Genomic DNA, 23,981 nt, shown 5'->3' with positions numbered 1-23,981 from the left:
ATTGTGTCCCCCGCCTTGCACCCGGCCCAAGATCGCCTGATAGGTTTACGGCGTTAAATCGATACCACCCTTGCATCTGGCTGGTCTCGTGCAAGGATGAGGAACTAAACGTATGATTTCGGGTGAGATTCGCGCCCCATCTCGTTGATGGAAAAACGATCGCACCCTGAACCACGGACAAGGAACTTAGAATGACGGAACGGACATCCGGCGCGCAATCCGAGCCCGAGGTCATCTACTCCGCGGAAGCCATCGCCGCCCGCATGGAGGAGTTGGCGCAGGAGATATCGGCCCGCAAGCTGGATCGACTGCTGATCGTCGCCGTGCTCAAGGGCAGCTTCGTGTTCGCCGCCGACTTGATCCGCGCCCTGCATCGCATCGGCCTCGAGCCCGAAGTCGATTTTCTGACGCTGTCGAGCTACCGCAAAAGCAAGACCTCGTCCGGCAAGGTCGAGATCCTGCGCGACCTCGACCTCGGCGTCGAGGGCCGCAACGTGCTGCTGATCGACGACGTTCTCGATTCCGGCCGCACGCTGGTGTTCGCCAAGGATCTCATCGCCGCCCGCGGCGCCAAGAACATCCTGACCTGCGTGCTGATCGACAAGAAGGTTTCGCGCGCCGTTGACGTATCGGCCGACTTCAGCGCGTTCGAAGGCGGCGACGAGTTCGTCGTCGGATACGGCATGGACGTGGCCCACCGCTACCGCGAGCTTCCGTTCGTCGGGCGCATGAGCAAGGACTGACGAAACAGCGCCTCGGACGAGGCCGCGATCGGGGGAGACACTGCCATGGCTCAAATTCTTCTGGCCGACGACGACAAGGCGACCCGCGATCTCGTCAAGCGGGCGCTCGAAATCGACGGCCACAAGGTCGACCTCACGCAGGACGGCACCGAAGCCCTCGAAAAGCTGACCGCATCCCCGACCGACATCGACCTGCTGGTTTCGGATGTACACATGCCCGGCATGGACGGCATCGATCTCGCGCGGCGCGCCATCGAGATCGCACCACGCGTGAAGCTTCTCTTAATGTCCGGGTTCGCCGAAGAGCTCGAACGCGCGCAGGGGCTCAAATCGCCGCATCTCGGCGTGATCCTGAAACCCTTCACACTGGATCAGATCCGCGCCGCCATCCGCACGCTCCTCGCGTAGTTTCGCGTTGGGAGGATGAAGCAAGCGCAGTCGTGATGCACCACCGTGCCTATGTGTCTGGATCCCGATCTTCATCGGGATGACGGAGAGCTTGAGGCAATCGATCCGATTCAATTGAAATGTCACCCCGGCGCAGGCCGGGGTCCAGCTACGTGTACAGGATAGGACAACGCTGAAACGCGGGGCCTGACAAAAACTAGAGCGCGTTCTTGCGCTGCTGGATCATCATGTAAGTGTCGCTCGTGTGTTCCGAGAGCTGGAACCAGAGATACTCCTCGGCCCGCACCGCCGTCATGGCTTCATAGGTTTTCTTGAACTGGGGGTTGGCCGCGGAAATCTCCGCGTAGGCATCGTTCGACGCCTTGAAGCAAGCGTCCAGAACGCTTTCCGAGAACGGCTTCAGGATGGCACCGGCCTTGACCAGCCTGCGCAACGCGCCGGGATTGAGCATGTCGTAGCGTGCCATCATGACGGTGTTGGCCGTCTGCGCCGCGCTGCGAACGATCGCCTGATAGGATTTTGGCAGCTCGTTCCACTTTTGAAGGTTGATGAAGAAGTGCAGCATGGCCTGCCCTTCCCACCAGCCCGGATAGTAGTAGTGCGGCGCGACCCGATAGAAGCCGAGCTTCTCGTCGTCGTAGGGACCAACCCACTCCGCCGCGTCGATGGTTCCCTTTTCAAGCGAAGGGTAGATATCGCCGCCGGCGATCTGCTGCGGCACCGCGCCGAGCCGGGACATGATCGCACCACCGAAACCGCCGATGCGAATCTTGAGCCCCTTCCAGTCTTCCGGCGTGTTGATCTCCTTGCGATACCATCCCCCCATCTGCGCCCCAGTGTTCCCTCCCGGGAGGCCAAAGATGTTGTAGCGCTGGTAGAACTCGTTCATGAGATCGATGCCGCCGCCTTCGTACATCCAGGCGTTCTGCATGCGGCTGTTGAGACCGAACGGGACGCAGGTACCCAGCGCGAAGGTCGGGTCCTTGCCCCAGTAGTAATAGGAGGCCGTATGCGCCGCCTCCACGGTCCCGTCCGAAACCGCATCCGCGGCCTGCAGCGGGCCGACAATCTCACCCGCCGCGAGCACCTGGATTGTAAACCGGCCGTCCGAGGCTTCGCGGATGGTCCGGGCAAACACTTCCGCCGTGCCATAGATGGTATCCAGAGACTTGGGGAAGCTCGAGGTCAGGCGCCACGACAGCCTGGGGCTGGCTTCCACGATCGCCGGCGCAGCTGGCTGCTCACCACAGGCGGCAACCGTCGCGGCCGCTCCGCCTGCCCCGGCAATCTTGAGGAATTTCCGGCGATTGACATTTTTCATCTTGAATGGCTCCCCCACTTTCGCGCGGACTATAGACGGGCTTACTGTTGGATGACAGTCGCCACCGGACCCGGAATGAGACCCGGTTGCGCTGCTGTTTCCGATGGGTAGGTTGAGCAGCGCTCCACGCGCAAGATAAGGACTGGGCGAATGCAGAGAATATCGGGTTGCGGCCTGGCGGGCCTCGTGAGCGCTGTCTGTTTCTTCGTCTCGGCCCCGGCTGGCGCGGCCGACTGGTGGATGTTGCAACAGACCGAGGCCGGACGGGAATGCGGCCCTCCCATCGAAGCCGACGGCGCCGTGCTGACACCCGATGAGTTGCTGAAGCGCTTTCCCGAATGCAAGCTGATGGAGGAAACGCCTTCGCTCGATCTCGAAGCCGTGATGGTCAACTGCGAAGGCGACATCGGTCGCGTGTTTGTCTTCACCAAGACCAAAGCCGCATGCGAACGCCTGGCGAATGACTGAAGACGAGCGCGGAACGACACGACCGCGCTCAACGAACGAACTGAAGGCATCAGATGGCCGAAAGCGGCAACGTAGCGGGCGTGCTTCTGGCCGGGGGCTTGAGCCGGCGCATGGGCGGCGGCGACAAAGCCCTGCTGCCGCTCGGCGGACAGACGCTGATCGCGCAGGCTGCAAAGCGGCTCGCCCCCCAAGTCTCGTCGCTGGTCATCAATGCCAACGGAGATCCGTCCCGCTTCAAGGCGCTGGCCCTTCCGGTGGTGCCGGATGATCTCCCGGACTATCCGGGGCCACTGGCAGGCGTTCTGGCCGCACTCCGCTGGCACGCCCGCGAAACCCCGACGGCACGCGCGGTCGTGAGCGTCTCGGCGGACGCGCCATTCGTGCCTCTCGACCTAGTGGCACGCCTCGCAAACGCGCTTCCGACAAACACACCCACCCCCGTCTCCGTCGCCCAGTCGCACGGACGCCGCCATCACGTCATCGCGCTCTGGTCGCTGGAATGCACCGGTGCGATTGAAGCCGCGCTTACACGTGGAGAAAGAAGGGTCGAAGCCATCGTCGACCGCCTCGGCGCGGTGGCCGTCCCATTCCCCGATTTCGATGCAGCCGGCCGCGGGATCGACCCGTTCTTCAACATCAATACGCCCGACGACCTCGCCTTCGCGGAGACAATCATGACGACCTCGGCCGAGCAGGAGAACGCGCCATGACCGGCCTTGCGCCATTCGTCGTCGGCATCGCCGGATGGAAAAATTCCGGCAAGACGACCCTCGTCGTAAGGCTGGTCAAGGAGTTGACCCGTCGCGGCTATCGCGTCTCGACGGTCAAGCACAGTCATCACGACGTCGAGCTCGATGCCCCCGAGACCGACAGCGCACGCCATCGCAACGCCGGCGCGGCAGATGTCGTCGTGGTGTCACCGCGACGCTGGGGTCTGGTCCACGAGCTGCGCGACGAACCGGAGCCGGCACTTGAAGACATCATCGAGCGCCTTCCCCAGACGGAGATCGTGCTCGTCGAAGGCTATAAGCACGAACCGATCTGCAAGATCGAAGTACGCCGGCGTGAGCAAAATCCGGGTCCCGCACTCGCCGGAACGGATCCGCTCGTCATCGCCGTCGCTGCCGATCATGCGACCGAGCAAACAGACGTGCCCGTTTTCGATCTCAACGATACCGAGGGACTTGCCGCGTTGATCCTCTCGAAATCCGGCATTCCGGCCAAATGATCCGGCGATGCTGAAGACCAAGCCCATACGCGCTTGTTTCGCTCTCATCGCCATCGCCGCGATGATGTCCACCGCGCCGATCTCTGGTGCAGCCCGCGCCTCCGATCCGCCGCTCAAATCGGGGCGCGACCCCTCCGGCACGGCCATCGCCATTATCATCGATGGCTTCGACTACACACGTCCCGAGATCGCAAGTGTGCTTGCCCGCGACGGCGAAGGAGAAGCGATCGCCTGGGATACGTTGGACGGCGACCGTCGGCCTTTCGCGAAGAGCGGAAGCGGCACCGAAATCACTCTCGCGGCCGCGGCGCGCGGCGGGGTGCGCGTCGTTCCCATCCGCACCGAAGAAGGAAATCGCGCATCGCTGGCCCAGGCCATCGCGTTTGCGGCGGGAACCCCGGCCCGCATCGTGCTCGCCCCGCTTTCCGACAAGGCGCGCATCGAGATCGACGTGCTCGTAGCCGCCGCCCAGAAGTTCAGCGGCATCTTGTTCGTGACGTCGCTGCCCGCGCCAACCGCGGACGAACAAAAGAAAAGCGCATCCGTTCCGAACCTCGTTCTGCTCGACGCCAAGGATCGACAGCACGCTGCGGCGGAGAACATCGCCCACGCCCTCGGATGCGGTGCCGGAGATCTCGGGGGAGAGAACGGCGCAGACAAGAAGCGAGCGTTTCTAGACCGCCTCGAAGTGAGTACGCGTTCGGGCGATGCGAAGCCCTCGGCCTGCGAATCCGGCAGCGGCAAGAAGACCGGCCAACCCTAGAAGCGTAAGCAGAGTCCGGAAGGCCTCGGTACCCGGAGCATCCCGCACAGTTTCGGTCTCAGGCTCCGGCTTTTGCAGGCGAACGAGACGCGCGCGTTGCGGCGAGGGCGCCGGGGCCACGGCATGTCTCGCCACCGCCTCGCCCCTGTCCGTTCCGCTCGTCGCTAATTCGTCTCCGGGGCCGATTAGGAGAAGCGCGGCGGTCATCGCCGCCCCGCTCCCACAAACCATACCTCTCGTGCACCACGTCATGCCGGCCAGCCCCATTGAGCGAAGCCGCTCATTGGAAGAATACGAGCGCCTTCACGAAAGTCTGCCAGACACCCCAAGCAAGCGGCACGCCAACCAGGGCCCAGAACAGGGCTGCCTTCGCATCGAGGCCGCCTTTGCCGATCCCGAACGAGCCGCCCGATTCAGAACCGGACACTGTTTTGAGTTTCGCCTGCTCGGCCGCGACTTCGGCGTCGCTCATGTGCCATTTCGGATCGACCGGCCGCACCAAAAGGTTCGCGATAAAACCGACCACCAACATGCCCGCCAGAATGAAGAAGATGTGGCCGTAAAGCTTGTCCGGTGCGATCCCCTCGGCAAGACGTGTGTCGTGAAGATAGTTGACGACCACCGGCCCCAGGATGCCCGCTGTCGACCATGCCGTCAGAAGACGGCCATGGATCGCGCCCACGAACTGCGTGCCGAAGATGTCGGCGAGATAGGCGGGAATGGTCGCGAAGCCGCCACCGTACATCGACGCAATGATGCAGAAGCACAGCACGAATAGGCCAAGCACCTTCCAGTCCGCAGCCTGCGACGCGAGCACATAAAGCACCGCTCCGAGAACGAAGAAGATGAAATAAGTGAGTTTGCGGCCGAGCTTGTCCGAGGACGACGCCCACGCGAACCGGCCGAAAATATTGAAGAGCGAGATCAACCCGACGAAGCCGGCGCCCACGGCCGCCGCTGCCGCCGCGAGTGCCGCGTCCTTCTTGAGGTCGAGGTAGCCCAGCGCATCCTGCCCCACCAGCGCACCGGCGAAGGTTTCCTGCAGCATCGGCGAGGCCGCGCCGATGATGCCGATGCCGGCCGAAACGTTCATGCACAGCACGGTCCACAGCAGCCAGAACTGAGGCGTCTTGTGCGCGTTGTCGAGGTGCACGTGGTTGGAGGTGATCATTGCGTGGTTGTTCGTCGGCGGCTTCCAGCCTTCGGGCTTCCAGCCCGCGGGCGGCAACCGATAGCGGAACGAGCCGATTAGCATAAACACGGTGTAGATCGCGGCCATCGCAACGAATGTCTGCCAGACACCGGGTTCCGTCGGAGTCTTGAACACATGATCCATCAGCAGCGTCGCGAGCGGCGAGCCGATCATCGCGCCGCCGCCGAAGCCCATGATTGCCATTCCGGTCGCCATGCCGCGCCGGTCAGGAAACCATTTGATCAACGTCGAGACCGGAGAGATGTAACCGAGACCGAGCCCGATGCCGCCGATGACGCCCGAGCCGAGCCACATCAGCCAAAGCTGATGCGTGTAAACGCCGAACGCTGCGATCAGGAGACCACCGCACCAGCAGAGTGTCGAGACCAGCCCCGCTTTGCGCGGACCAGCGCGCTCGAGCCAGCCGCCCCATATGGCAGCGGATACGCCGAGCAGCACGAAGAAGAAGGTATACATCCAGCCGAGATCGAACTGGCTCCAGTTGCAGTCCGTCGCGGTCAGCGCGCGCAATGTGCCGGCCGCCTTCTCGGCGAACGTCACCGCGCCGGCCGAGCATTCGGGTAGGGCCTTTCCATCGGCACCGAGGAGGGCGCCTTGAAGCGGCTTCCAGAACACCGAGAAGCCGTAGGCCATGCCGATACAGAGATGAATGCAGAGCGCAGCCGGCGGAACCATCCATCGGTTGAACCCCGGAGACGCGACAATAGCCTCGCGATCGAGCCACCCGGGCTGCGTCAACGCCCCATTTGACGTGCCATTTGCGCTGGCCATGATATTTCCTCCCCCAAAGAGGTCGTTGTTCCCCTTTCTGGCGGGGATTTTGGCTTAGCAGTATCTTGCGCAAGCTTATGACACAAGTCAGAGGTGGACTTGATGTTGGCGGTAGCCTCGCTCATTTAATGGGTTAAGATCCGTCGATGTTTATGGTGCGGCGCGCGACATCATCCGATGGCAGAGCACGCCGTGTCACCGCGATCCGGGACTGACGCATGGACTTCACGACACCGACATCGTTTGGCGACGAGCACCCGTCCCCCGCGGCCGGCTTGGTGGATCCGTTCGGTCGCCATGTCAGCTACTTGCGCGTCTCTGTGACAGACCGCTGCGATTTCCGCTGCGTCTATTGCATGAGCGAGAACATGTCCTTCCTTCCCAAGAAGGACCTGCTGACACTCGAAGAGCTCGATCGACTCTGCTCCGCTTTCGTTGCCAAGGGCGTCAAGAAATTGCGCATAACTGGCGGCGAGCCGCTCGTGCGCAAGAACATCATGTCGCTATTCAAATCGCTCTCGCGCCACCGCGAAAGCGGGCGCCTCGAAGAGCTGACGCTGACCACCAACGGCAGCCAGCTCGCGAAATACGCGGGCAACCTGAAAGCCTCCGGCGTCGAGCGCATCAATGTCTCGATCGACACGCTTGATCCCGCGAAGTTCAAGACCATCACCCGCTGGGGCGACCTCGCGATCGTCCTCGACGGCGTGAAGGCTGCCCAGCGCGCCGGCCTGTCCGTCAAGATCAACGCCGTCGCCTTGAAGGGCGTCAACGAGGACGAGATCGACGACCTGATCCGTTTTTCCCATGGCGAAGGCTGCGACCTGACGCTGATCGAAACCATGCCGCTCGGCGATATCGAGGGCGACCGCACCGATCAGTACCTGCCGCTTTCGATCGTGCGCGCGCGCCTGCTCGACCGCTGGACCCTGGAAGACATTCCGTTCCGCACCGGCGGCCCCGCGCGCTATGTGCGCATCAAGGAGACCGGCGGACGTCTGGGCTTCATCACGCCGATGACCCACAATTTCTGCGAAAGCTGCAACCGCGTGCGCGTCACCTGCACCGGCACCCTCTACATGTGCCTGGGCCAGGAGGATGCGGCCGACCTGAGAGCGCCGCTGCGCGCGAGCCCCGACAACGGGCTCCTGTTCGAAGCCATCGACGACGCCATCGCCCGCAAGCCGAAGGGTCACGATTTCGTCATCGACCGCCGCCGCCAGCGCCCGGCTGTCGCGCGCCATATGAGCGTGACCGGCGGCTGACCTCGTTCTCCGATCCGCGTTTTGGCGTCATTCCCGGCACTTAGGATTCCCGACATCCATGTCACCCGTCGGGCGCACCTCTCTCGTCCCAAAAATGCTATAGAGCTGGCGATCGGTCCGGGGAGGGGTCGCCATGTCGAGAGCACTGTTGCGCCAGGCCCGCTTGACGCGCCGCCAGTTGATCACCTTCGCGCTTGCCTCCGCCGCCATCAACGGCATCATCACCGCCAGTGTCGGCGCCTGGCTCGCCCAAACCTACTCCGCCTATCAAAGCCGCCGCCAGGCCATCGAGACCATCGCCCACCTGGTCTATGAGCGCCGCACCCGCGCCGGCATGGTCGCCTCGGCCATTCGCCGCAATGCGGATGTCGAAGAGGTCCGCCATCGCAAGCAGGCCTATGACGAAGCCTATGTCGACTGGAACAAGAACGTGTTGCTGAACCTGTTCGCCATCCGCGAAGCGGCCGGCGATCTCAAGTTCTCGGCGCTGGAGCCGATATTCGAGGATCACCTCATCGCCGCCATGGCCGACGTCGATCGCTGCATCACCAAAGCCTACGACGCACGCATCCTCAATCAGGATGCGAAGGCCCTTCTCGAAACCTGCCGCATGGCCGAGTTGCACCAGTTCGTTCTCGACTGCGGCGCCACCTTCACCAATGAGCTCTATAAGCTCACGCGGCTCACGTTCATTCCGTTCACCGGAGAGTTCCTAAAAACCAAGGAGCTGGCGGAAGCAAAGATCCGCGAAGCGTGCGTCACGACGGCCGTTCCCAAGACGCCGCCTACGCCGACGCCTGCAGCTCCGCCCGTAGCGGCGACAGTTCCGGAACCGGCTCCCGCTTCAAAGCCTAACGAGACGGCAACGCCCGCCAAGGCGGAGCCCTCTCCTGCCTCTACTGGTGCAGCCACCAAATGAGCGGCGGCACCGCGAGGAACAGCGCGTAAAGGCCGTAGACGTCGAGCACGTAGCGCGCACCGAGCAGGAAGCGCTGGAGCTGGCTCGCATTGCCATCGTCCAGCTTGGCGCAGAGGAAATCGATGCGGGCGTGATTGACCGGGCAAGCGCGCAACGCCTCGTTGTAGCGCCGCCGGTACTCCTGCACCTCTTGCGGCGTCGAGGGACGCGCGATCATCAGCTCCTGCGCCAGCTCCGAAACCGCCAGTGCGCAGTTCTGCAGATGGTGCGCCTTCATCTTGTAGTCGTTCATCGCCTCGAGCAGTCCGAGGATCAGCGTGAACACCGACGAAACCAGCTGCACGAACGTCATCAGGCGGTTGGTCGCGTCGTCGATCTGCCCGACATAGACCGCCTGCCACACCGCGAGCCCGACGAAATAGAGCGCCACCATCGATTGCGTGAACAGCGATACCGCCTCTTTCCGCTCGAGCCGCGTCGCCGCATTGAAGCGGGCAGCTTTGACGAGACGCATCGTGTGGGCGAGCTGATCGGCCGCTCGCGTATCCGGCGGCACCACCGACAAGCGCATCCGGCTGCCGGTCTCTATTCCATCGTGCAGCGGCTGAGGTTGCTGCGTCGCGACGCGAACGGGCGCCCTCTGCATTTCGGCGGCAGGCATCATAGGCTTACGAGATCCCGCAGAATGGACGATCGAAAATCGATTAAGAGATTTCGATTATCTGATTCGCGTTTCCCCCACCGCGCCCTGCCGGTGACAGTGGGAGCAGGATCACGCGTCGCGCTTCATCGCGGAAATGAGCATTATTGGCGTGCCTGCTGCATGGTCTGAAGATGGGGCGGAACCGCGAGATAGCGTCCCGCCAAACCAATGATGGTGCCCGCCACCACGAGCGTCATCACCCAACCGAAGGTATTCTGCAGCAACGTCCGTCTGCGTCCACGGCTTGCGGCCCGTTGCCAGGGCGCCGGTGAGACGACACCGGACGAGACACGATGCGCGGTCGAAAGCACGCGCGGAAGCGCCTCGTCGGCCTCATCGAAGAAAGCAAGGCGTGGCGTCATGAGGGGATTTGGCGATGCCGGCAACACATCCGCCAATCGGCCGGCCGGGCGCTCGGTCTCGATCCGCTCGGCCTCGTCGAGACCTGCAGCCGACAACGCATCCTTCAACGACCGCGAACGCGCGCGAGCCGCGGATGCGCCCCGTCCACCCCGAATGTTCTTCTTCTCTGTCCAGCCTTCGCTCGACGCCATTGGGGCCTCACTGATGTACGCGTTCCGCCCGCCCGTGATTATGCTAAAAACCCCGCTATCGGGTCAATGTCGGTTGCACTGCAAAAATTGCATGCGCGCCGAGGTTTCATCCCGTTCGCCAGCAGCCGCCAGCCAACCGTGAGACAAGGATCATCGCATGCTTCCGTTAACGCTCGGCCTCCTCCTCTTCTTTGCCGTCCACCTCGTGCCGACGTCCCCCAGCCTGCGCGACGGCCTTGTTGAGCGCTTCGGCGCCCCGGCCTACAAAATCGCCTATTCGGCGCTGGCCTTGATCGGCCTGGTGCTGATCGTCGTCGGCTACCACAAGCTCCAGCTCATGCCGGGCAAGAACCCGGTGCTGTGGGATCCGCCGTCCTGGACGCGCCACATCGCGTTCCTGCTGATGCTGCCGGCAATTATTCTGCTGGTCGCCGCGTTTATCCCCTCCCGCATCCGCACCAAAGCCAAACACCCGCTGCTCGCCGCCATCAAGTTTTGGGCGCTCGCCCACCTTCTGGTAAACGGCGACGCGGGCTCGCTACTGCTGTTCGGAAGCTTCCTGGCGTTCGGCGTCTACGACCGGATTTCCGTCAAGCGCCGCCCCGGCACTGCTCAGCCTGCTGCACCGACCAGCCCGGTCAACGACATCCTCGTCGTTGTCGGCGGCGTCGCTCTCTACGCCTTGATCATGTTCTGGGGACACGGCGCCTTGATCGGCGTCCCTATCGTCTCGACGAGCTTCGCGCCGTGACGATGAGCACGGCTTCATGACCGATCATTTGGCCGGACGTCTGATTGGGATCGCATGGCGCAACGCCGTACGCGCACCCATGCAGGAGATCGACGCCGGCCGGATTTCGATCGAGCAGGGGCTCGAAGGCGACCACAAAGGGCCCAAGTTTCCGCGCCGGCAGATCACCGTGCTGGCGCGAGAGGCCTGGGAGCAAGCCTTGTCTCAGCTGAAGGATGCGGGCGGCGAGCCCGTTCGGCTTCCGTGGACCACGCGCCGAGCCAATCTTCTCGTCGAAGGGATTGGGCTGCCCAAGGCCCGCGGCGCCATTCTGCGCATCGGCCCGATCAGGCTCGAGGTGACCGATCAGACCCAACCCTGCCGCCGTATGGAAGACGCCTTCCCTGGCTTGCTGAAGGCCCTGCATCCGGACTGGCGCGGCGGCGTAACCTGCCGGGTTCTAGAAAGCGGAGACGTGAAGATCGGCGACGACGTCGAAGTTCTGCACGCGCCGCCCGAGCACGTGATCCGCCTACCCTAGCGGACACGTCCCAGCCGACTGGGGATCAACGGATCGACGCGATCAAGTCCGTATACTCGCCCGTTTCATTGCTGACCCCGAGATCCGAAATGATCAACGAGGATCCAGGCTTCATCACGTCGACGATCCGCTCGCGCGCATCTTCGGGGATCGTAATGCGGTCGAGCGCTGCCCCAGGCGTCTGCTTACTGAGATCGACCGCGACCGACTGCTCCGGCTGCTTGGCCTTGCTCGACTTGTCCTTCTTCCTGGCAGACCGCGACGGATCATAGGGGATCGACACCGCGCTCCACTTCATCGCCGTCTTCGCGTCCGTGTAATCCAGCGCCGTGAACACGTGCGTGCCGACCGGTTCGTCCGGACGATCGAAGCTCACTTCGACCTCGAAAATCGTCTCATAGCCTTGGCGCGCATAGAGGCGCTGCTTGGAGCGGCTGATGAACACGGTTATCGGCAGACTGCGCTTGGCTTCCAGCCGCTTCGCGGCGCGCTCCTGCTCCTGAAGCTTGGCCAATTCGGAGTTGGCTTGCATCAGCTCCGTCATCGCCGCACGGCGTTTGGCTTCAGCTTCCTTGGCGACCTCGAGAACCTCGGCGAGGCGCGCATTCGCGGCCTCGGACGCCACACGTGCGGCCGCAGTCTCGGTCGGCAGCTCCGCAAGCTCCTCAGTCAATTCGGCAACGCGCGCCTCGCGCTTGGCCGGATCCATGGCCTTTTTGTTTTTGCGCTTTTTCTTCCCCGTCTCTTCGGGCTCGGGCGCCTGCAACACCGCAATCTCGCGCTCGGCCTTGGCCCGCGCACCTTCGAGCTTGCGCAGTGTTTCGTCCGCGCGTTCGGCTTCGGCCCGGGCCGCGACCAGCGGCTCCTTGGCCTTCTGCGCCGCGTCCTGCAACGGAGCGAGAATGGCCGCCTTGTCGGCCTTCTCGTATCCGGCCGCTCGGATCTCGGCGGTCAGCTTTTCGGTTTCCGCCCGACGACGCTCACGGTAGCTCGGACGAACCCCTGGGTGCGCCAAATCCTCGACACCGGCCGCGGCGGCGGTGGTCACGCCCAGCGCTTCCGAAACCGCGCTCCCGCGCGGCTCGCTCGCGGCTTTCGAAGCATCGGCGAGCTTCACGCCCGCGCTGCCCGTGACGAGTTCGTCCTCGGGCGGGTAGGCCGCGAACAGCCGCTCGTGCGCAAACGAAATCGGCGCCACCGGGTCACGTGAAATGATCACCCGCGTGCCCGCCTTCGTCATCCCGAACAGCTTCTTGGAAAAACCGTGGGGCAGTCGCACGCAGCCATGCGAGGCCGGAAACCCGGGCAGAGCGCCGGCGTGCATCGCGACGCCCGACCAGGTCAGGCGCTGCATGTTCGGCATCGGCGCGTTCTGGTAGAGATTGGAATGGTGCATCCGCTTCTTTTCGAGCACCGAGAACACGCCCATCGGCGTCGAATACCCGACGCGACCCGACGACACCGGCGATTCAGCGATCCGCTCCGTCCCGTCGTAGGCAACCAGCCGCTGGCGGCTGAGCGAGACGTTGATCACCATCGGCCCGGAAACCGGCCGGTCGGCGACAACCTCATTCTTCGATTTCTTGCCGGAGACCTTTTCCGGCGCCTCGTCCGTAACTGACGGCGGCGGACGCTTGACCTTGCGGATCTTGGGCGCCGGCGGCGAGTCCCAGAACCCGTACGCGCCCTGCGCCCCGGCGTCAGGAACCTTGAATGCGATCCCGCCCGTCGTAAAAACGGTAACGAGCATAGCTAAACTGGTGGCGCGAAGCCCTGCCGACGGCAAGGATTTGCCAAAAAGGGTCCCGGTCAATCGAGGCACGATACAACCATCCCTGCGGTTTGATTAAAAAATATATAGCTGCAACAAGGAATAGCGACGCTGGCCTAACACGCGGTTAGCGGAGCAATAAGGTTATCAGACGAAAGTCACGAAAGCCATTTCGCGACACGTCGAGTTGGTGATCTCACTTGGCGGTGTGGCCCAGGATCAACGGCGACCGATAGCTCGTGCTCTGACATTGGGCACCGCTTCCTATTGACCCTCGATCAAAGGACAAGTGGCGCACGCGCATTGCGGGGTTTAGGGTCGCTTGGAATGGCTCGAAACCAGATGCCCGGAACCCGATGTCCCTGCACCCGATGACCCGCCGCTTGATGGCCCCCGACATCACCGCCATGAAGCGCGTGAAGCCGGTCATCTCGCTCACGTCGTATCACGCCCACACAGCAGCGATCGCCGACAAGTACTGTGATTTCCTGCTCGTCGGCGACAGCCTCGGCATGGTCATGCACGGCTTCGAGACCACGGTGCCGGTCACCCTCGATATGATGATCGTGCATGGACGCGCCGTCGTGCGCGGCGCCAAGCGCGCGCTCGTCGTGATCGACATGCCGTTCGGAACCTACGAGGAGAGCCCGTCGGTTGCGTTCCGCAACGCCTCCCGCGTCATGAAGGAAACAGATTGCGGGGCTGTGAAGCTCGAAGGCGGCCGGCGCATGGCCGAAACCACGCGCTATCTGGTCGAACGTGGCATCCCGGTAATGGGCCACATCGGCCTCACGCCCCAATCGATCAACGTGATCGGCGGCTTCAAAACCCAAGGCCGCACGCACGAGGAATGGATCGCCATCGAGGAGGACGCACGCGCCCTCGCTGAAGCCGGCGCCTTCGCCATCGTCGTCGAAGCCGTACCGGCTCCCCTCGCGGCCCGCATCACCGATGCGATTCCCGTTCCGACCATCGGCATCGGCGCTTCGTCGAACTGCGACGGCCAGATCCTGGTGATGGAAGACATGCTGGGCCTGTCCCCGCGCGTACCGAAGTTCGTCAAGAAGTTCGGCGCCATCGCCACCGCCATCGAAGACGCCATCAAATCCTATGCCGACGACGTCCGCGATCGCCGCTTTCCGGCCGAGGAACACTCCTATGGCATGAAGGAGGAGGCGACCGGCCAGCTGACCGTCACGCCTCAGGCCACGAAAAAGCCGAAAAAGCTAAGCACATAGAAGGTCTTTGGAGAAAGCTGCGAAAGCAGGGTCCGAGGCGCAACGCCTCGGCGGACGCGGTAACCTCCAGACCCGGCGAGGCACCTAGGGGGCTGCCTCGTTCACGCCATTTGCCCTGATCGGGGCTCCCGCGCTATCAAGCGGAGCCTAACGGCTCTTGGCTCGGCCAGGAACCGTGGGACCAAACATCCGGCCAGCCACCATCCGGCCGGATCGAACGAGACACAACGGGGGACGCCGGACCGAGAATTTCGGATCGGCCGGAACCCCGCAAAACACAGATTGGGGCACGGGGCTCTATGGTCGACAATAACGACGCGCTGTTCCGCGAAGTTGAAGAAGAAATGCGCCGGGAGCAGTTCGCAAGGCTCTGGCAGCGTTACGGAATTTATTTCATCGGCCTGGCGGTCGCGATCGTCGCCGTGGTCGCGGGCTCCAAGATCTGGGAGAGCCGGCATCTTGCAGCCTCCCAGGCTGCCGGCGCGGAATTCGAAGCCGCGACGAAGCTCGCCGTATCCGGCAAGCCCGAAGACGCCGCCAAGGCCTTCGAAGCCATCGCTGCCTCCGGGCCGAAGGGCTATGCCGCCCTCGCCCTGCTGTCTCAGGCCGGCGCCTACCTGAAGCTCGACAAGCGCCCGGAAGCCTTGGCCGTTTTCGACAAGCTTGCGGCCAACGCCTCCGCCGATCCGATGCTCGCGAACTATGCGCGCCTGCAGGCCGCGTCTCTGCGCCTGGGCGAAGCGGATTTCGCCGAGATTCAAACCCGCCTCGCCCCCCTGACGGGCGACAACAGCTCCTGGCGCTTTACCGCGCGCGAACTGCTCGGCACCGCCGCCTTGAAGGCCGGAAAGCTCGATGAAGCCCGCGCCGCGCTCAGCCCTTTGCTCGCCACACCGGGGCTCTCCCAGGCCGCTTCCGAACGTATCAACAGGTTGATGGGTGAGATCGCCACCGCAGAGCTGGCGGCCCAACCCAAATCAGGCACAGTTCCGGCCCAAGACGGTGCCACGACAGAGGCAGAGAAACCCGCATCGGCTCCCTAACGGCTGATCCCGGTCCCGGAGGCTCGGAAATGATGCGCTATCGCTTGAGCAAGCTGGCAACGCTGGGGGCTATGCCCCTTATGGCGGGCCTGCTTGTTGGCGGCTGCTCTGACAGCCTGCCGAGCTTGCCGAAGGTGAGCGAGCTCAATCCCTTCAAGGAAACCACACCCCCGCTTCCGGGCAAGCGCATCCCCGTGATTCCCGCTCAGGAAAAGGGCGTCGGCGAGCTTGCCGATGCCAGCGCGCCGATCGTTCTGCCGCCGCCCCGTCTCAACGTGGCTTGGGCGCAACCCGGCGGCGAGCCGAACAACGCCCCCGGCCATCTCGCCCTCTCGGCGAGCACGCTGAAGCAGGCCTGGACCGCCAGCGCCGGCAAGGGCACCTCGAAGGTCGGCCGCGTCACCGCCAGCCCCATCGTCTATGAAGGCCGCATCTACGCCCTCGATTCGGAAGGCGCCGTCAGCGCGTTCTCGACCTCGGGCGGATCGGCCCTTTGGCGTGCCACCCTGGAGCCCACGACCGACAAGTCAGGTCCGGGCTTCTCGGCAATCACGTCGAACATCATGAACCTCACCGCTGCCGATGGCGGCGGCTACGGCGGCGGCATCGCTGCCGATGGCGGACGCATCTATGCCGCAAGCGGCTTCGGCGCCGTGATCGCGCTCGATCCTTCGACCGGCAAGCGCATCTGGGAGAAGGCCATCGGCGTTCCGATCCGTGCCGCCCCCACCACCTTGATGGATCGCGTCTACGTCCTCACCGTCGAGGGCAAGCTCTATTGCCTGTCGACCGCCGACGGCACCGAGCTGTGGGTCGTGCGTGGCCTGCCGCAGCAGGCGAGCCTCGGCCTCAATGCCAGCCCTGCCGTAGACGGCGAGACTGTCGTCGTGCCCTACGCTTCGGGAGATCTCGTCGCGCTCCGCACGGCAGACGGCAGCGGCCTCTGGTCCGAAAGCCTGTCGCGCAACCGCACTACGTCGCAGCTTGCCTCGATGAGCGACGCTGCCCGCCCCGCCATCGACAACGGCACCGTTTTCGCGGTGGGCCACGGCGGCCGCATGGTCGCAACCGTAGCCAAGACCGGCGAGCGCCTGTGGTCGTTGAGCGTCCCGGGCACGCAACCGCCGTACGTCGCCGGCGACAGCGTCTTCGTCGTCGACACCACCGGCCAGCTGATGGCCATCCACCGGCGCGACGGCAAGGTCCAGTGGTCGACCAAGCTTCCCGGCTCCAACGCATGGTCCGGCCCAGTCCTGGCCAACGGGATCCTGTGGCTTGCTTCGAAGGAAGGCCAGCTTGCGGGCGTCGAGGCCGCGACCGGCCGCGTCACCGGCCAGATGAGCGTCGGCGGCGCCGTTTACATTTCGCCCGTCGTCGCCGAGGGCAAGATGTATGTACTGACCGACGACGCCAAGCTGGTGGCCTTCAACTAGGCGACGCGAACAGCCGGGCGCCATACCTCTCGGGCACATCCCAAGCTCTCACCGGCGCACGCCTGACCGGCCCCGGCATTCATCTCTTTTGAGTTTTATCCGGCCGGGATGGTGCGCTCTCGCTAGCCGCTCCGACGATTCTGTATTTATACTCACTTTCGGGCGACCTCCCGAAGTGCTTCCCGAACCAACGTTCCGAGAAGAGGCACGCAGCATCGTCTTCGATGTTGGGATGTCGCGCCGGAATTCGGGACGCGCACGAGTGAGAGGCACATCATGGCCACCACGGCCGCAGCGAGAGCCCTGGGCTTGAATCCGATTGCGGCGCTTCTCGTTGCCCTTTCAGTGCTGTGGGGAGGGGCCTCGTATGCAGCCGAAGCCTTCAACACGTCGGCGATTGAAGCCAGCGTCGTCCGCGTCATCGCCCCGCAAAGCGACCCCAACAGCTTCAGCATGGGTACCGGCTGGATCGTTCACGGCCACCGGATCGTCGTAACCAACAATCACGTCGTCGAAGGCGGCGTAAGCTTCCATCTCGCGATGATCGTCGATGGCAAGCCCAAGATCGTCGAGGCCAAGCTTTTGCGCCGCTCGCCGGAAAAGGATCTCGCGGTGCTGGAAGCCGTGAGTGACCTCCCCGGCAGCGCGCTTCCCCTCGCCGGCTATGAAACCAAAGCCACGACGCGCGTTATCGCCATCGGCTTCCCCGGCACCGCCGACCTCGCCATCTTCGCCGACAAAAGCACCGGCGAGATGAAACAGGTCCGCTTCGGCATCGAGGACGAGGACTTCTACCGCCCGACCTGGACCGAAGGCGTCGCTTCGCGAAACTTGACCTACTTCCGCAGCATCGATGGCCCGGCCCTGCAGCACTCCGCCGCCATCAACCAAGGCAACAGCGGCGGTCCACTGATCGACAGTTGCGGCCGCGTGCTCGGCGTCAACACCATTCGCGCCGTCGAGGGCGATCCGCAGGGCGTGTTCTATGCGATCCATCCGAAGGAAATCACCCGCTTCCTCGAAGTGGCGAGCTTCACGCCGACTGTGGTTTCAGGTACCTGCACCATAACCGCGGCCTCCTCCTCCGGCTTTGTGGTCCCGATGTTTCTCGCGAGCCTGCTGCTGGCTGGAGCTTCACTCTGGATCGCCTATCGCCGCGACGTCCCCGCTGTCGTCAAGCCGCTCACTGCAGTCGCAAACCGCGTCAGCCGCGTCGCGGCCGGCGCTGGCTTCGGCCAAAGCGACGGCGCAAAGCGAGAATCTCTCGCCCCGCCGCCCCAGCGCCGCGAGAAAGCACTCACCTTCATGCCGAGCGCCTCCGGCCCCGAGTTCGTCATCGACCGCGACAAGCTCGACAACGGCCAGTCGCTTGTCATTGGGCGTTCAAGAAGCTGTGACGTCGTCCTCTCTCATGAAAGCGTGAGCCGCCGTCACGCCCGCATGTGGCTCGACAAATCCGGGATGCTGTGGATCGAGGATTTGGGTTCGAGCGCCGGCACCTTCGTCGGCTCCGAACGCATCAAGAAAGCAGCCGTTCCAGCCGGTCAGCGGGTTCGCTTCGGCGCCGTTGGCTACACGTTCCATTTGGGTCGAAGTGCGTAGAAAACAGTTGTCTCCCGCAAGCTGAACCGCCGGATTTTTCTCGTCAGGACGCCGCATGGACTCGGAACACGAATTCGCTCTTCCCATCGGCACGCTCCTCGCGGACGAATATCGCATCGACGGCATCCTGGGCGCGGGCGGGTTCGGCATCACCTACCGGGCGCACGACGTCAAACTCGATATCGATGTCGCCATCAAGGAGTACTTCCCGCGCGACTTCGCGAGCCGCTCGAACACCGTCACCGTGCGCCCGCGCACCCGCGGCGAAGCCGAGCAGTTCCAGTGGGGCCTCTCGCAATTCATCGACGAAGCCCGCCGCCTCGCCCGTCTGCAGCACCCGAACATCGTGCGCTGCATGCGCTACTTCGAGGAGAACGACACCGGCTACTTCGTCATGACGTTCGAGGAAGGAAAAACCCTCGAAAACTATTTCTCGAAGCCACCGGCCCAGCGCGATCTCGACGAGCTGCTCGCCCCGCTTTTGAACGCACTCGAAGCTCTCCACGCCGGCGGCATCTATCATCGCGACATCTCCCCCGACAACGTCCTGATCCGCGACGACGGCAGCCCCGTGCTGATCGACTTCGGCGCGAGCCGCCAGGCCATGGCACGGCGCACACAAACCGTCGCCGCCATCGTCAAGCCCGGCTATTCGCCGATCGAGCAATACGATCGCGAAACCCGCCAGCAGGGCGCCTGGTCCGACATCTATTCGCTGGGCGCCACCATCTACAGCGTGATCGCAGGCGGCCCGCCACCCGACGCGCTGACACGCATGCGCAACGACTCTTACGTATCCGCGAAAGAAGCCGCGCGTGGCGCCTACCGCAGCGACTTCCTGAACGCCGTCGACTGGGCCCTTGAGCCGGACCCCGATCAGCGCCCAGTGACGATCCGCGAATGGCGCCGCAAACTTCTCCCGAACCCCTCTGGCCGCGCTGAAACCGTTGCGACGAAATTCGAGCCCGCACGCGGCATCCAGACACTCGCCACCCGCTTCTTCGGCAAGGATGACACCGCCAAGCCCACGCCGAAACCTACCAGCAGCGGCCTCAGGTGGCCGGACTACGTGTTGCGCGGCGCGGCCCTCGTAATGGCCGCCGTTTTTCTCATCCGCTATTTCGCAGGCGACGAGAAATCGCCCGGAACCTCCACACCCGAGACGGTGGTCGAAAGCAACGCCGACGAGCGGAAACTCGCAGCCCTAGCGCAGAACCCGGATGCTGTCTGGAACCGGGTCGAGCTGGTGTTGCGCCGCCTTGGCCACCTGCGTGGCACCGGAACCGCGTCCATCTCCGACATCCGCACGGCGCTGAAGGATTATCAAGGCGCCATCGGCCAGCCGAAGAGCGGCTCTCTCAATCAGGAAACCCTCAATCGCCTGCTTGAGGAAACCGTCGAACTTCCTCCCTATACGGTACCGGGCTCGGTCGCCAACGGACGCTGGTTCTTCGAGCAAAGCCAGGAGGGGTGTCGGATCTCGACAGGCGCGACGCGCATCGAAGGCCGCTCGAGTCTCATCAGCCGCCCGATCATGGAAATCGGCCGCAAGCGCAGCTATCCCGATGACACGACCGGCGACACCATCGACATCTCGCTGAGCAAATCCGAGCTGTTCGACACCGGCAGTCCCATCAGCCTGACCGCCGGCACTAGCCATCAAATGCTGAAATTCGACAAGGACGACGTCATTATGGGCGACAACGCCGACGGCTACCCGTTGCGCGACGCCACCCGCCAGCTGCGGCACCACGAAGGTGAGGTTGTCGTCTCCGGAACGTCTGCTTATGGCGGCACGCTGAAGCTCTCTTTCCCGACCGAAGGCTTCGAGACGGCCTATCGCGCCATGGCCGCCGAATGCGGCACAGGCATCCTCTACTGGATCGACGACTGGGGCGCCGTTGCAAAGGATTCGAACGCGATGCTCTGGCGCTCGATGGTCTATGGCACCGAGGCGGATGCCAAGCAGCAGGCGATGGCGATCTGCGTGTCGAAATCGGAAGCCGGCGGCTGTGAGCACTACGCATCGTTCAAGGAGCAGTGCTTCGCGATTTACGCCGGAGAAAAGCGCAAGAACGATTGGGCGTCTGGCTGGGCCACCGATGCCGATCTCGAACAGGCCAAGACGCTCGCCACCGAAGCCTGTGGCAACGAGGGCGGCAAGAACTGCGAGTTGATCACGCACTTCTGCTCGGACGGCTCCAACGAGTACGACGCCCCGAACGAGTGACGGCACCGAACACGCCGTTTACCATCCGAAAGGAGCATTCGGCTCCGATTGCCGCGTGCGCGCATCGACGCTTTGCATTTCCCGCGGTTTCAGGCCATAGAGCCTGATTAGTTGAAAGCGGAAACGCCCCAAATCATGATCCCCAAGATCGCCATCGTCGGCCGGCCCAACGTCGGCAAGTCGACCCTGTTCAATCGCTTGACCGGCACGCGAGACGCACTCGTCTCCGATCTTCCGGGCCTCACGCGCGACCGCAAGGAAGGCGACGCCGAGCTCGGCGGCCACCCCATCACGATCATCGACACCGCCGGCCTTGAAGTCGCGAGCCGCGGCTCCATCGCCGATCGCATGCGCCAGCAGACCGAAGCCGCCATTTCGCTGGCCGATCTCGTCCTGTTCGTGATCGACGCGCGCGACGGCGTCACCGCCACCGACGAAACCTTCGCCCGCACGGTGCGCGCGTCCGGCCGTCCCGTCGTGCTGATTGCCAACAAGTGCGAAGGGCGCACCTCGGACGAAGGCTTCTATGAGGCGTTCAAGCTCGGCCTCGGCGAGCCGGTCGCAATCTCGGCGGAGCATGGGCTCGGCCTCGGAGACCTGGAACGCGACGCGCTTGCCGCTCTCGGCATGAAGCCCAAGCCGAGGAAGAAGCGCGAGGATGGCGACAGCGACGCCGAAGATGAGGCGGACGCGCCAAAGAAGCCGTTGCGCGTTGCCATCGTCGGCCGCCCCAACGCCGGAAAATCGACCCTCGTGAACGCGCTGCTCGGCGAAGACCGCATGATCACCGGCCCTGAGCCCGGCCTGACGCGCGATACGGTGTCGAGCGACATCACCTGGAACGGTCAAACCATCAAGCTGTTCGACACGGCAGGGCTTCGCCGCAAGGCGAAGGTGACGGATCTCGCCGAGAAGCTTTCCACCAGCGATACCGTGCGCGCCATCCGCTTCGCGGAAGTCGTGGTGTTGCTGATCGATGCGGACCGCGGCCTCGAGCACCAGGATCTCACCATCGGCGAGCTCGCGACCGAGGAAGGTCGCGCACTGGTGATCGCCGTCAACAAGTGGGATCTGATCGAAGACAAGCAGAAGGTCTTGAACGGGCTATTCGACAAGATCGGCGAAGGCCTGGCGCAGGTTCCAGGCGTTGCTGTCATCCCGCTTTCGGCCGCGAGCGAAAAGGGCCTCGATAAACTGCTGCGCGCCGTCGTGAAGGCTGCGGAAGTCTGGAACCGCCGTGTCTCAACCCCGCAGCTCAACCGCTGGCTCGGAGAAGCGCTCGCGCGCCACGCGCCGCCCGCTCCCTCGGGACGCCGGCTCAAGATTCGCTACATCACGCAGCCGTCGACGCGTCCGCCCACTTTCGTTGCCTTCTGCACGCGGCCTGACGCACTGCCGAAAACCTATCAGCGCTACCTGACCAACAGCCTGCGCGAGACCTTCGATCTGCCGGGCGTGCCGATTCGCTTGAACCTGCGCGGCGGCGACAACCCGTTCGCGCCGAAGCGGCGTCGATAGCGGCATCAAATCGTCCGCGCGATGCACAATTGAAGAAGAGGTTTAGAAGCGCAGCGGGCGGGGGCAAGGCAGCGAACCCGAAGATGCTGCCGAGCCTCACCGCCCGCACGGGCGTCACCCTAGATGGCGCCGCACCGGACGGAGACAGATAGGGGACGCGGCCCCCAACATCAAGGCCCCATTTTTGATAAGTGTCGGATTGCACGGGAATAGGCCGCCTGAGGCTTTCCGATCGCAAGTTTCGATAAATTAGAGTTAGCTTCGTTCACCGACACCCGAACGGACACTTAAGGGCGTAATGGCGGAAGCGGCGGAAGTTCTTTTCTATCACCTTGAGCGCGCGCCTCTCGAACGCGTGCTGCCCTCGTTGCTCGAGCGCACACTCGAGCGCGGCTGGCGTGCCGTCGTCCAATCCGGAAGTGCCGAACGCCTGGAAGCGCTCGATCTCGCGCTCTGGACCTACTCGGACGCAAGCTTCCTGCCTCACGGCACCGCGCGCGACGGAGATCCCTCCCGCCAGCCGATCTATCTCACGACCAGCAACGAAACCCCGAACGGCGCCGGCGTGCGCTTTCTGGTGGATGGAGCTGAGATGACGGGCTTCAACGAGTTCGTGCGCATCGTCTGCATCTTCGACGGACAGGATTCGGAAGCGACCGCACGCGCCCGCACGCAATGGAAAGAAGCCCGCGCCGCCGGATGCGCCGTGACCTACTGGCGCCAATCGGAAAACGGCCGCTGGGAAAAGCAGGGCTGACCTTACCGATCGCTTTCGCCTGCCGGTTGCCTGCTGCCCGTTGCCCCCTTCAGGAACCCCGTCAGATCCAGCGTCATGTGATGGATGTGGTCCGGCAGCTCGGTCCACGCCTTCATTTTTTCCTGCACCGGGTGATCGACATAGCTCGAATGCACGAGCACAGTCGTCATGCCGAGATCGTGCGGCGCCACGAGATTCATCGGCATGTCCTCGAACATCGCCGCCTCGCCCGCCCGGATTCCATGCCGTCGGATCATGCGGTCGAACGCCTCGGCCTCGGGCTTCGGCACATAACCGCACGCTGCGATATCGCAGATACCTTCGAACAGATCGAGCACGCCGAGCTTCTCGGCCACCCGCTCCGCATGGCGTTCGGAGCCGTTCGTGAAAATGAGCCGCCGCCCCGGCAGAGCTTCGATCTGCGCCCTGAGCGCCGGCGACTGCGGCACCACCGAGAGATCGATGTCGTGCACGTAGGCGAGGAACTCCGTCGGATCGAGCTTGTGAATAGTCATCAGCCCGGCGAGCGTCGTGCCGAACTGGCGATAGTAGGCCTTCTGCAGATGCCGGGCATGTGCGTAGGGCACGCCGAGATAATGCGCGATGAACTCACCCATCCGGTGATCCACCTGCGCGAACAGATTGCATTCCGCCGGATAGAGCGTGTTGTCGAGGTCGAAGATCCAGGTGGCGGTGTGCGCGAAGCCGCGGGGCTCCGCCCCCAGCCTCGGCATCAGGACTTTAAGCTCCGCCGCACCCATC

Annotated in this window: 23 protein-coding genes; 17 read left to right on the top strand and 6 right to left on the bottom strand. The window is 63.7% G+C overall.

Annotated features, from left to right (window positions below):
* Positions 1-191: 191 nt before the first annotated feature.
* Entirely contained in the window at positions 192-743 is a 552-nt protein-coding gene (hpt, locus tag RCO24_RS08500) for a hypoxanthine phosphoribosyltransferase (protein WP_308961412.1), read from the top strand.
* A 45-nt stretch (positions 744-788) separates the two neighbouring features.
* Positions 789-1,151: a response regulator gene (locus tag RCO24_RS08495; protein ID WP_308961411.1), complete on the top strand. Its 363-nt coding sequence runs from the start codon at positions 789-791 to the stop codon at positions 1,149-1,151.
* Positions 1,152-1,347: 196 nt separating this feature from the next.
* On the opposite strand, the gene RCO24_RS08490 is transcribed toward RCO24_RS08495, so the two are convergent.
* Positions 1,348-2,472 carry a TRAP transporter substrate-binding protein gene (locus RCO24_RS08490; RefSeq protein WP_308961410.1) on the bottom strand — a complete coding sequence of 375 codons (1,125 nt, stop codon included), beginning with the start codon at positions 2,470-2,472 and terminating at the stop codon, positions 1,348-1,350.
* A 150-nt stretch (positions 2,473-2,622) separates the two neighbouring features.
* Between RCO24_RS08490 and RCO24_RS08485 the strand changes: the two genes are divergently transcribed.
* The 4 genes from RCO24_RS08485 to RCO24_RS08470 are packed head-to-tail and all read left to right on the top strand — an operon-like array spanning position 2,623 to position 4,931.
* Positions 2,623-2,940: a hypothetical protein gene (locus RCO24_RS08485; protein WP_308961409.1), complete on the top strand. Its 318-nt coding sequence runs from the start codon at positions 2,623-2,625 to the stop codon at positions 2,938-2,940.
* Positions 2,941-2,993: 53 nt separating this feature from the next.
* Positions 2,994-3,650: a molybdenum cofactor guanylyltransferase MobA gene (gene mobA, locus RCO24_RS08480; RefSeq protein ID WP_308961408.1), complete on the top strand. Its 657-nt coding sequence runs from the start codon at positions 2,994-2,996 to the stop codon at positions 3,648-3,650.
* Entirely contained in the window at positions 3,647-4,168 is a 522-nt protein-coding gene (gene mobB / locus RCO24_RS08475; protein ID WP_308961407.1) for a molybdopterin-guanine dinucleotide biosynthesis protein B, read from the top strand. Before mobA ends, mobB begins: the two co-directional genes overlap by 4 nt.
* Before the next feature lie 7 nt (positions 4,169-4,175).
* Positions 4,176-4,931 carry a hypothetical protein gene (locus RCO24_RS08470; protein WP_308961406.1) on the top strand — a complete coding sequence of 252 codons (756 nt, stop codon included), beginning with the start codon at positions 4,176-4,178 and terminating at the stop codon, positions 4,929-4,931.
* Between the two features lie 280 nt (positions 4,932-5,211).
* On the opposite strand, the gene RCO24_RS08465 is transcribed toward RCO24_RS08470, so the two are convergent.
* A complete protein-coding gene (locus RCO24_RS08465; protein WP_308961405.1) occupies positions 5,212-6,915 on the bottom strand; it encodes an OFA family MFS transporter in 1,704 nt (567 codons plus the stop codon).
* A gap of 218 nt (positions 6,916-7,133) precedes the next feature.
* On the opposite strand from RCO24_RS08465, the gene moaA reads away from it, so the two are divergent.
* Both moaA and RCO24_RS08455 read left to right on the top strand, forming a co-directional pair.
* Positions 7,134-8,180 carry a GTP 3',8-cyclase MoaA gene (gene moaA / locus RCO24_RS08460; protein ID WP_308961404.1) on the top strand — a complete coding sequence of 349 codons (1,047 nt, stop codon included), beginning with the start codon at positions 7,134-7,136 and terminating at the stop codon, positions 8,178-8,180.
* Between the two features lie 133 nt (positions 8,181-8,313).
* The gene (locus RCO24_RS08455; protein ID WP_308961403.1) at positions 8,314-9,099 is read left to right on the top strand and encodes a hypothetical protein; all 786 of its coding nucleotides are present in this window, start codon (positions 8,314-8,316) and stop codon (positions 9,097-9,099) included.
* On the opposite strand, the gene RCO24_RS08450 is transcribed toward RCO24_RS08455, so the two are convergent.
* Entirely contained in the window at positions 9,077-9,763 is a 687-nt protein-coding gene (locus RCO24_RS08450) for an SLATT domain-containing protein (RefSeq protein ID WP_308961402.1), read from the bottom strand. The two genes, RCO24_RS08455 and RCO24_RS08450, sit on opposite strands and share 23 nt — an antisense overlap.
* 140 nt (positions 9,764-9,903) lie before the next feature.
* Positions 9,904-10,356: a hypothetical protein gene (locus RCO24_RS08445; protein ID WP_308961401.1), complete on the bottom strand. Its 453-nt coding sequence runs from the start codon at positions 10,354-10,356 to the stop codon at positions 9,904-9,906.
* Between the two features lie 157 nt (positions 10,357-10,513).
* Between RCO24_RS08445 and RCO24_RS08440 the strand changes: the two genes are divergently transcribed.
* Both RCO24_RS08440 and RCO24_RS08435 read left to right on the top strand, forming a co-directional pair.
* Positions 10,514-11,107, top strand: a complete 594-nt coding sequence (locus RCO24_RS08440) for an NnrU family protein (protein ID WP_308961400.1) — start codon at positions 10,514-10,516, stop codon at positions 11,105-11,107.
* A 16-nt stretch (positions 11,108-11,123) separates the two neighbouring features.
* Positions 11,124-11,627 carry an MOSC domain-containing protein gene (locus tag RCO24_RS08435; protein WP_308961399.1) on the top strand — a complete coding sequence of 168 codons (504 nt, stop codon included), beginning with the start codon at positions 11,124-11,126 and terminating at the stop codon, positions 11,625-11,627.
* Positions 11,628-11,652: 25 nt separating this feature from the next.
* Here the strand turns inward: RCO24_RS08435 and RCO24_RS08430 are convergent, their stop codons facing one another.
* A complete protein-coding gene (locus tag RCO24_RS08430; RefSeq protein ID WP_308961398.1) occupies positions 11,653-13,377 on the bottom strand; it encodes a L,D-transpeptidase family protein in 1,725 nt (574 codons plus the stop codon).
* Between the two features lie 377 nt (positions 13,378-13,754).
* Here RCO24_RS08430 and panB point away from each other — a divergent pair, with 377 nt between their 5' ends.
* The 7 genes from panB to RCO24_RS08395 all read left to right on the top strand — a co-directional run bounded on the left by panB (position 13,755) and on the right by RCO24_RS08395 (position 23,219).
* Entirely contained in the window at positions 13,755-14,636 is an 882-nt protein-coding gene (gene panB / locus RCO24_RS08425; RefSeq protein ID WP_308961397.1) for a 3-methyl-2-oxobutanoate hydroxymethyltransferase, read from the top strand.
* 299 nt (positions 14,637-14,935) lie between these two features.
* Positions 14,936-15,679 (top strand): tetratricopeptide repeat protein, encoded by a 744-nt coding sequence (locus RCO24_RS08420; protein WP_308961396.1) that lies wholly within the window; start codon positions 14,936-14,938, stop codon positions 15,677-15,679.
* A gap of 29 nt (positions 15,680-15,708) precedes the next feature.
* Entirely contained in the window at positions 15,709-17,112 is a 1,404-nt protein-coding gene (locus tag RCO24_RS08415) for a PQQ-binding-like beta-propeller repeat protein (RefSeq protein WP_308961394.1), read from the top strand.
* Between the two features lie 276 nt (positions 17,113-17,388).
* Positions 17,389-18,714 (top strand): trypsin-like peptidase domain-containing protein, encoded by a 1,326-nt coding sequence (locus tag RCO24_RS08410; protein ID WP_308961393.1) that lies wholly within the window; start codon positions 17,389-17,391, stop codon positions 18,712-18,714.
* A 55-nt stretch (positions 18,715-18,769) separates the two neighbouring features.
* On the top strand, positions 18,770-20,944 hold the full coding sequence (locus RCO24_RS08405) for a protein kinase (RefSeq protein WP_308961392.1): 2,175 nt from the start codon (positions 18,770-18,772) through the stop codon (positions 20,942-20,944).
* A 135-nt stretch (positions 20,945-21,079) separates the two neighbouring features.
* The gene (gene der / locus RCO24_RS08400; RefSeq protein ID WP_308961391.1) at positions 21,080-22,462 is read left to right on the top strand and encodes a ribosome biogenesis GTPase Der; all 1,383 of its coding nucleotides are present in this window, start codon (positions 21,080-21,082) and stop codon (positions 22,460-22,462) included.
* 298 nt (positions 22,463-22,760) lie between these two features.
* A complete protein-coding gene (locus tag RCO24_RS08395) occupies positions 22,761-23,219 on the top strand; it encodes a DNA polymerase III subunit chi (RefSeq protein ID WP_308961390.1) in 459 nt (152 codons plus the stop codon).
* A gap of 2 nt (positions 23,220-23,221) precedes the next feature.
* On the opposite strand, the gene RCO24_RS08390 is transcribed toward RCO24_RS08395, so the two are convergent.
* Entirely contained in the window at positions 23,222-23,980 is a 759-nt protein-coding gene (locus RCO24_RS08390) for a pyrimidine 5'-nucleotidase (RefSeq protein ID WP_308961389.1), read from the bottom strand.
* Between the last annotated feature and the right edge of the window lies 1 nt (position 23,981).

This window comes from Hyphomicrobium sp. LHD-15, assembly GCF_031157355.1.
Classification (GTDB): Bacteria; Pseudomonadota; Alphaproteobacteria; order Rhizobiales; family Hyphomicrobiaceae; genus Hyphomicrobium_C.
This window is presented reverse-complemented; position numbering and strand designations above follow the sequence as displayed.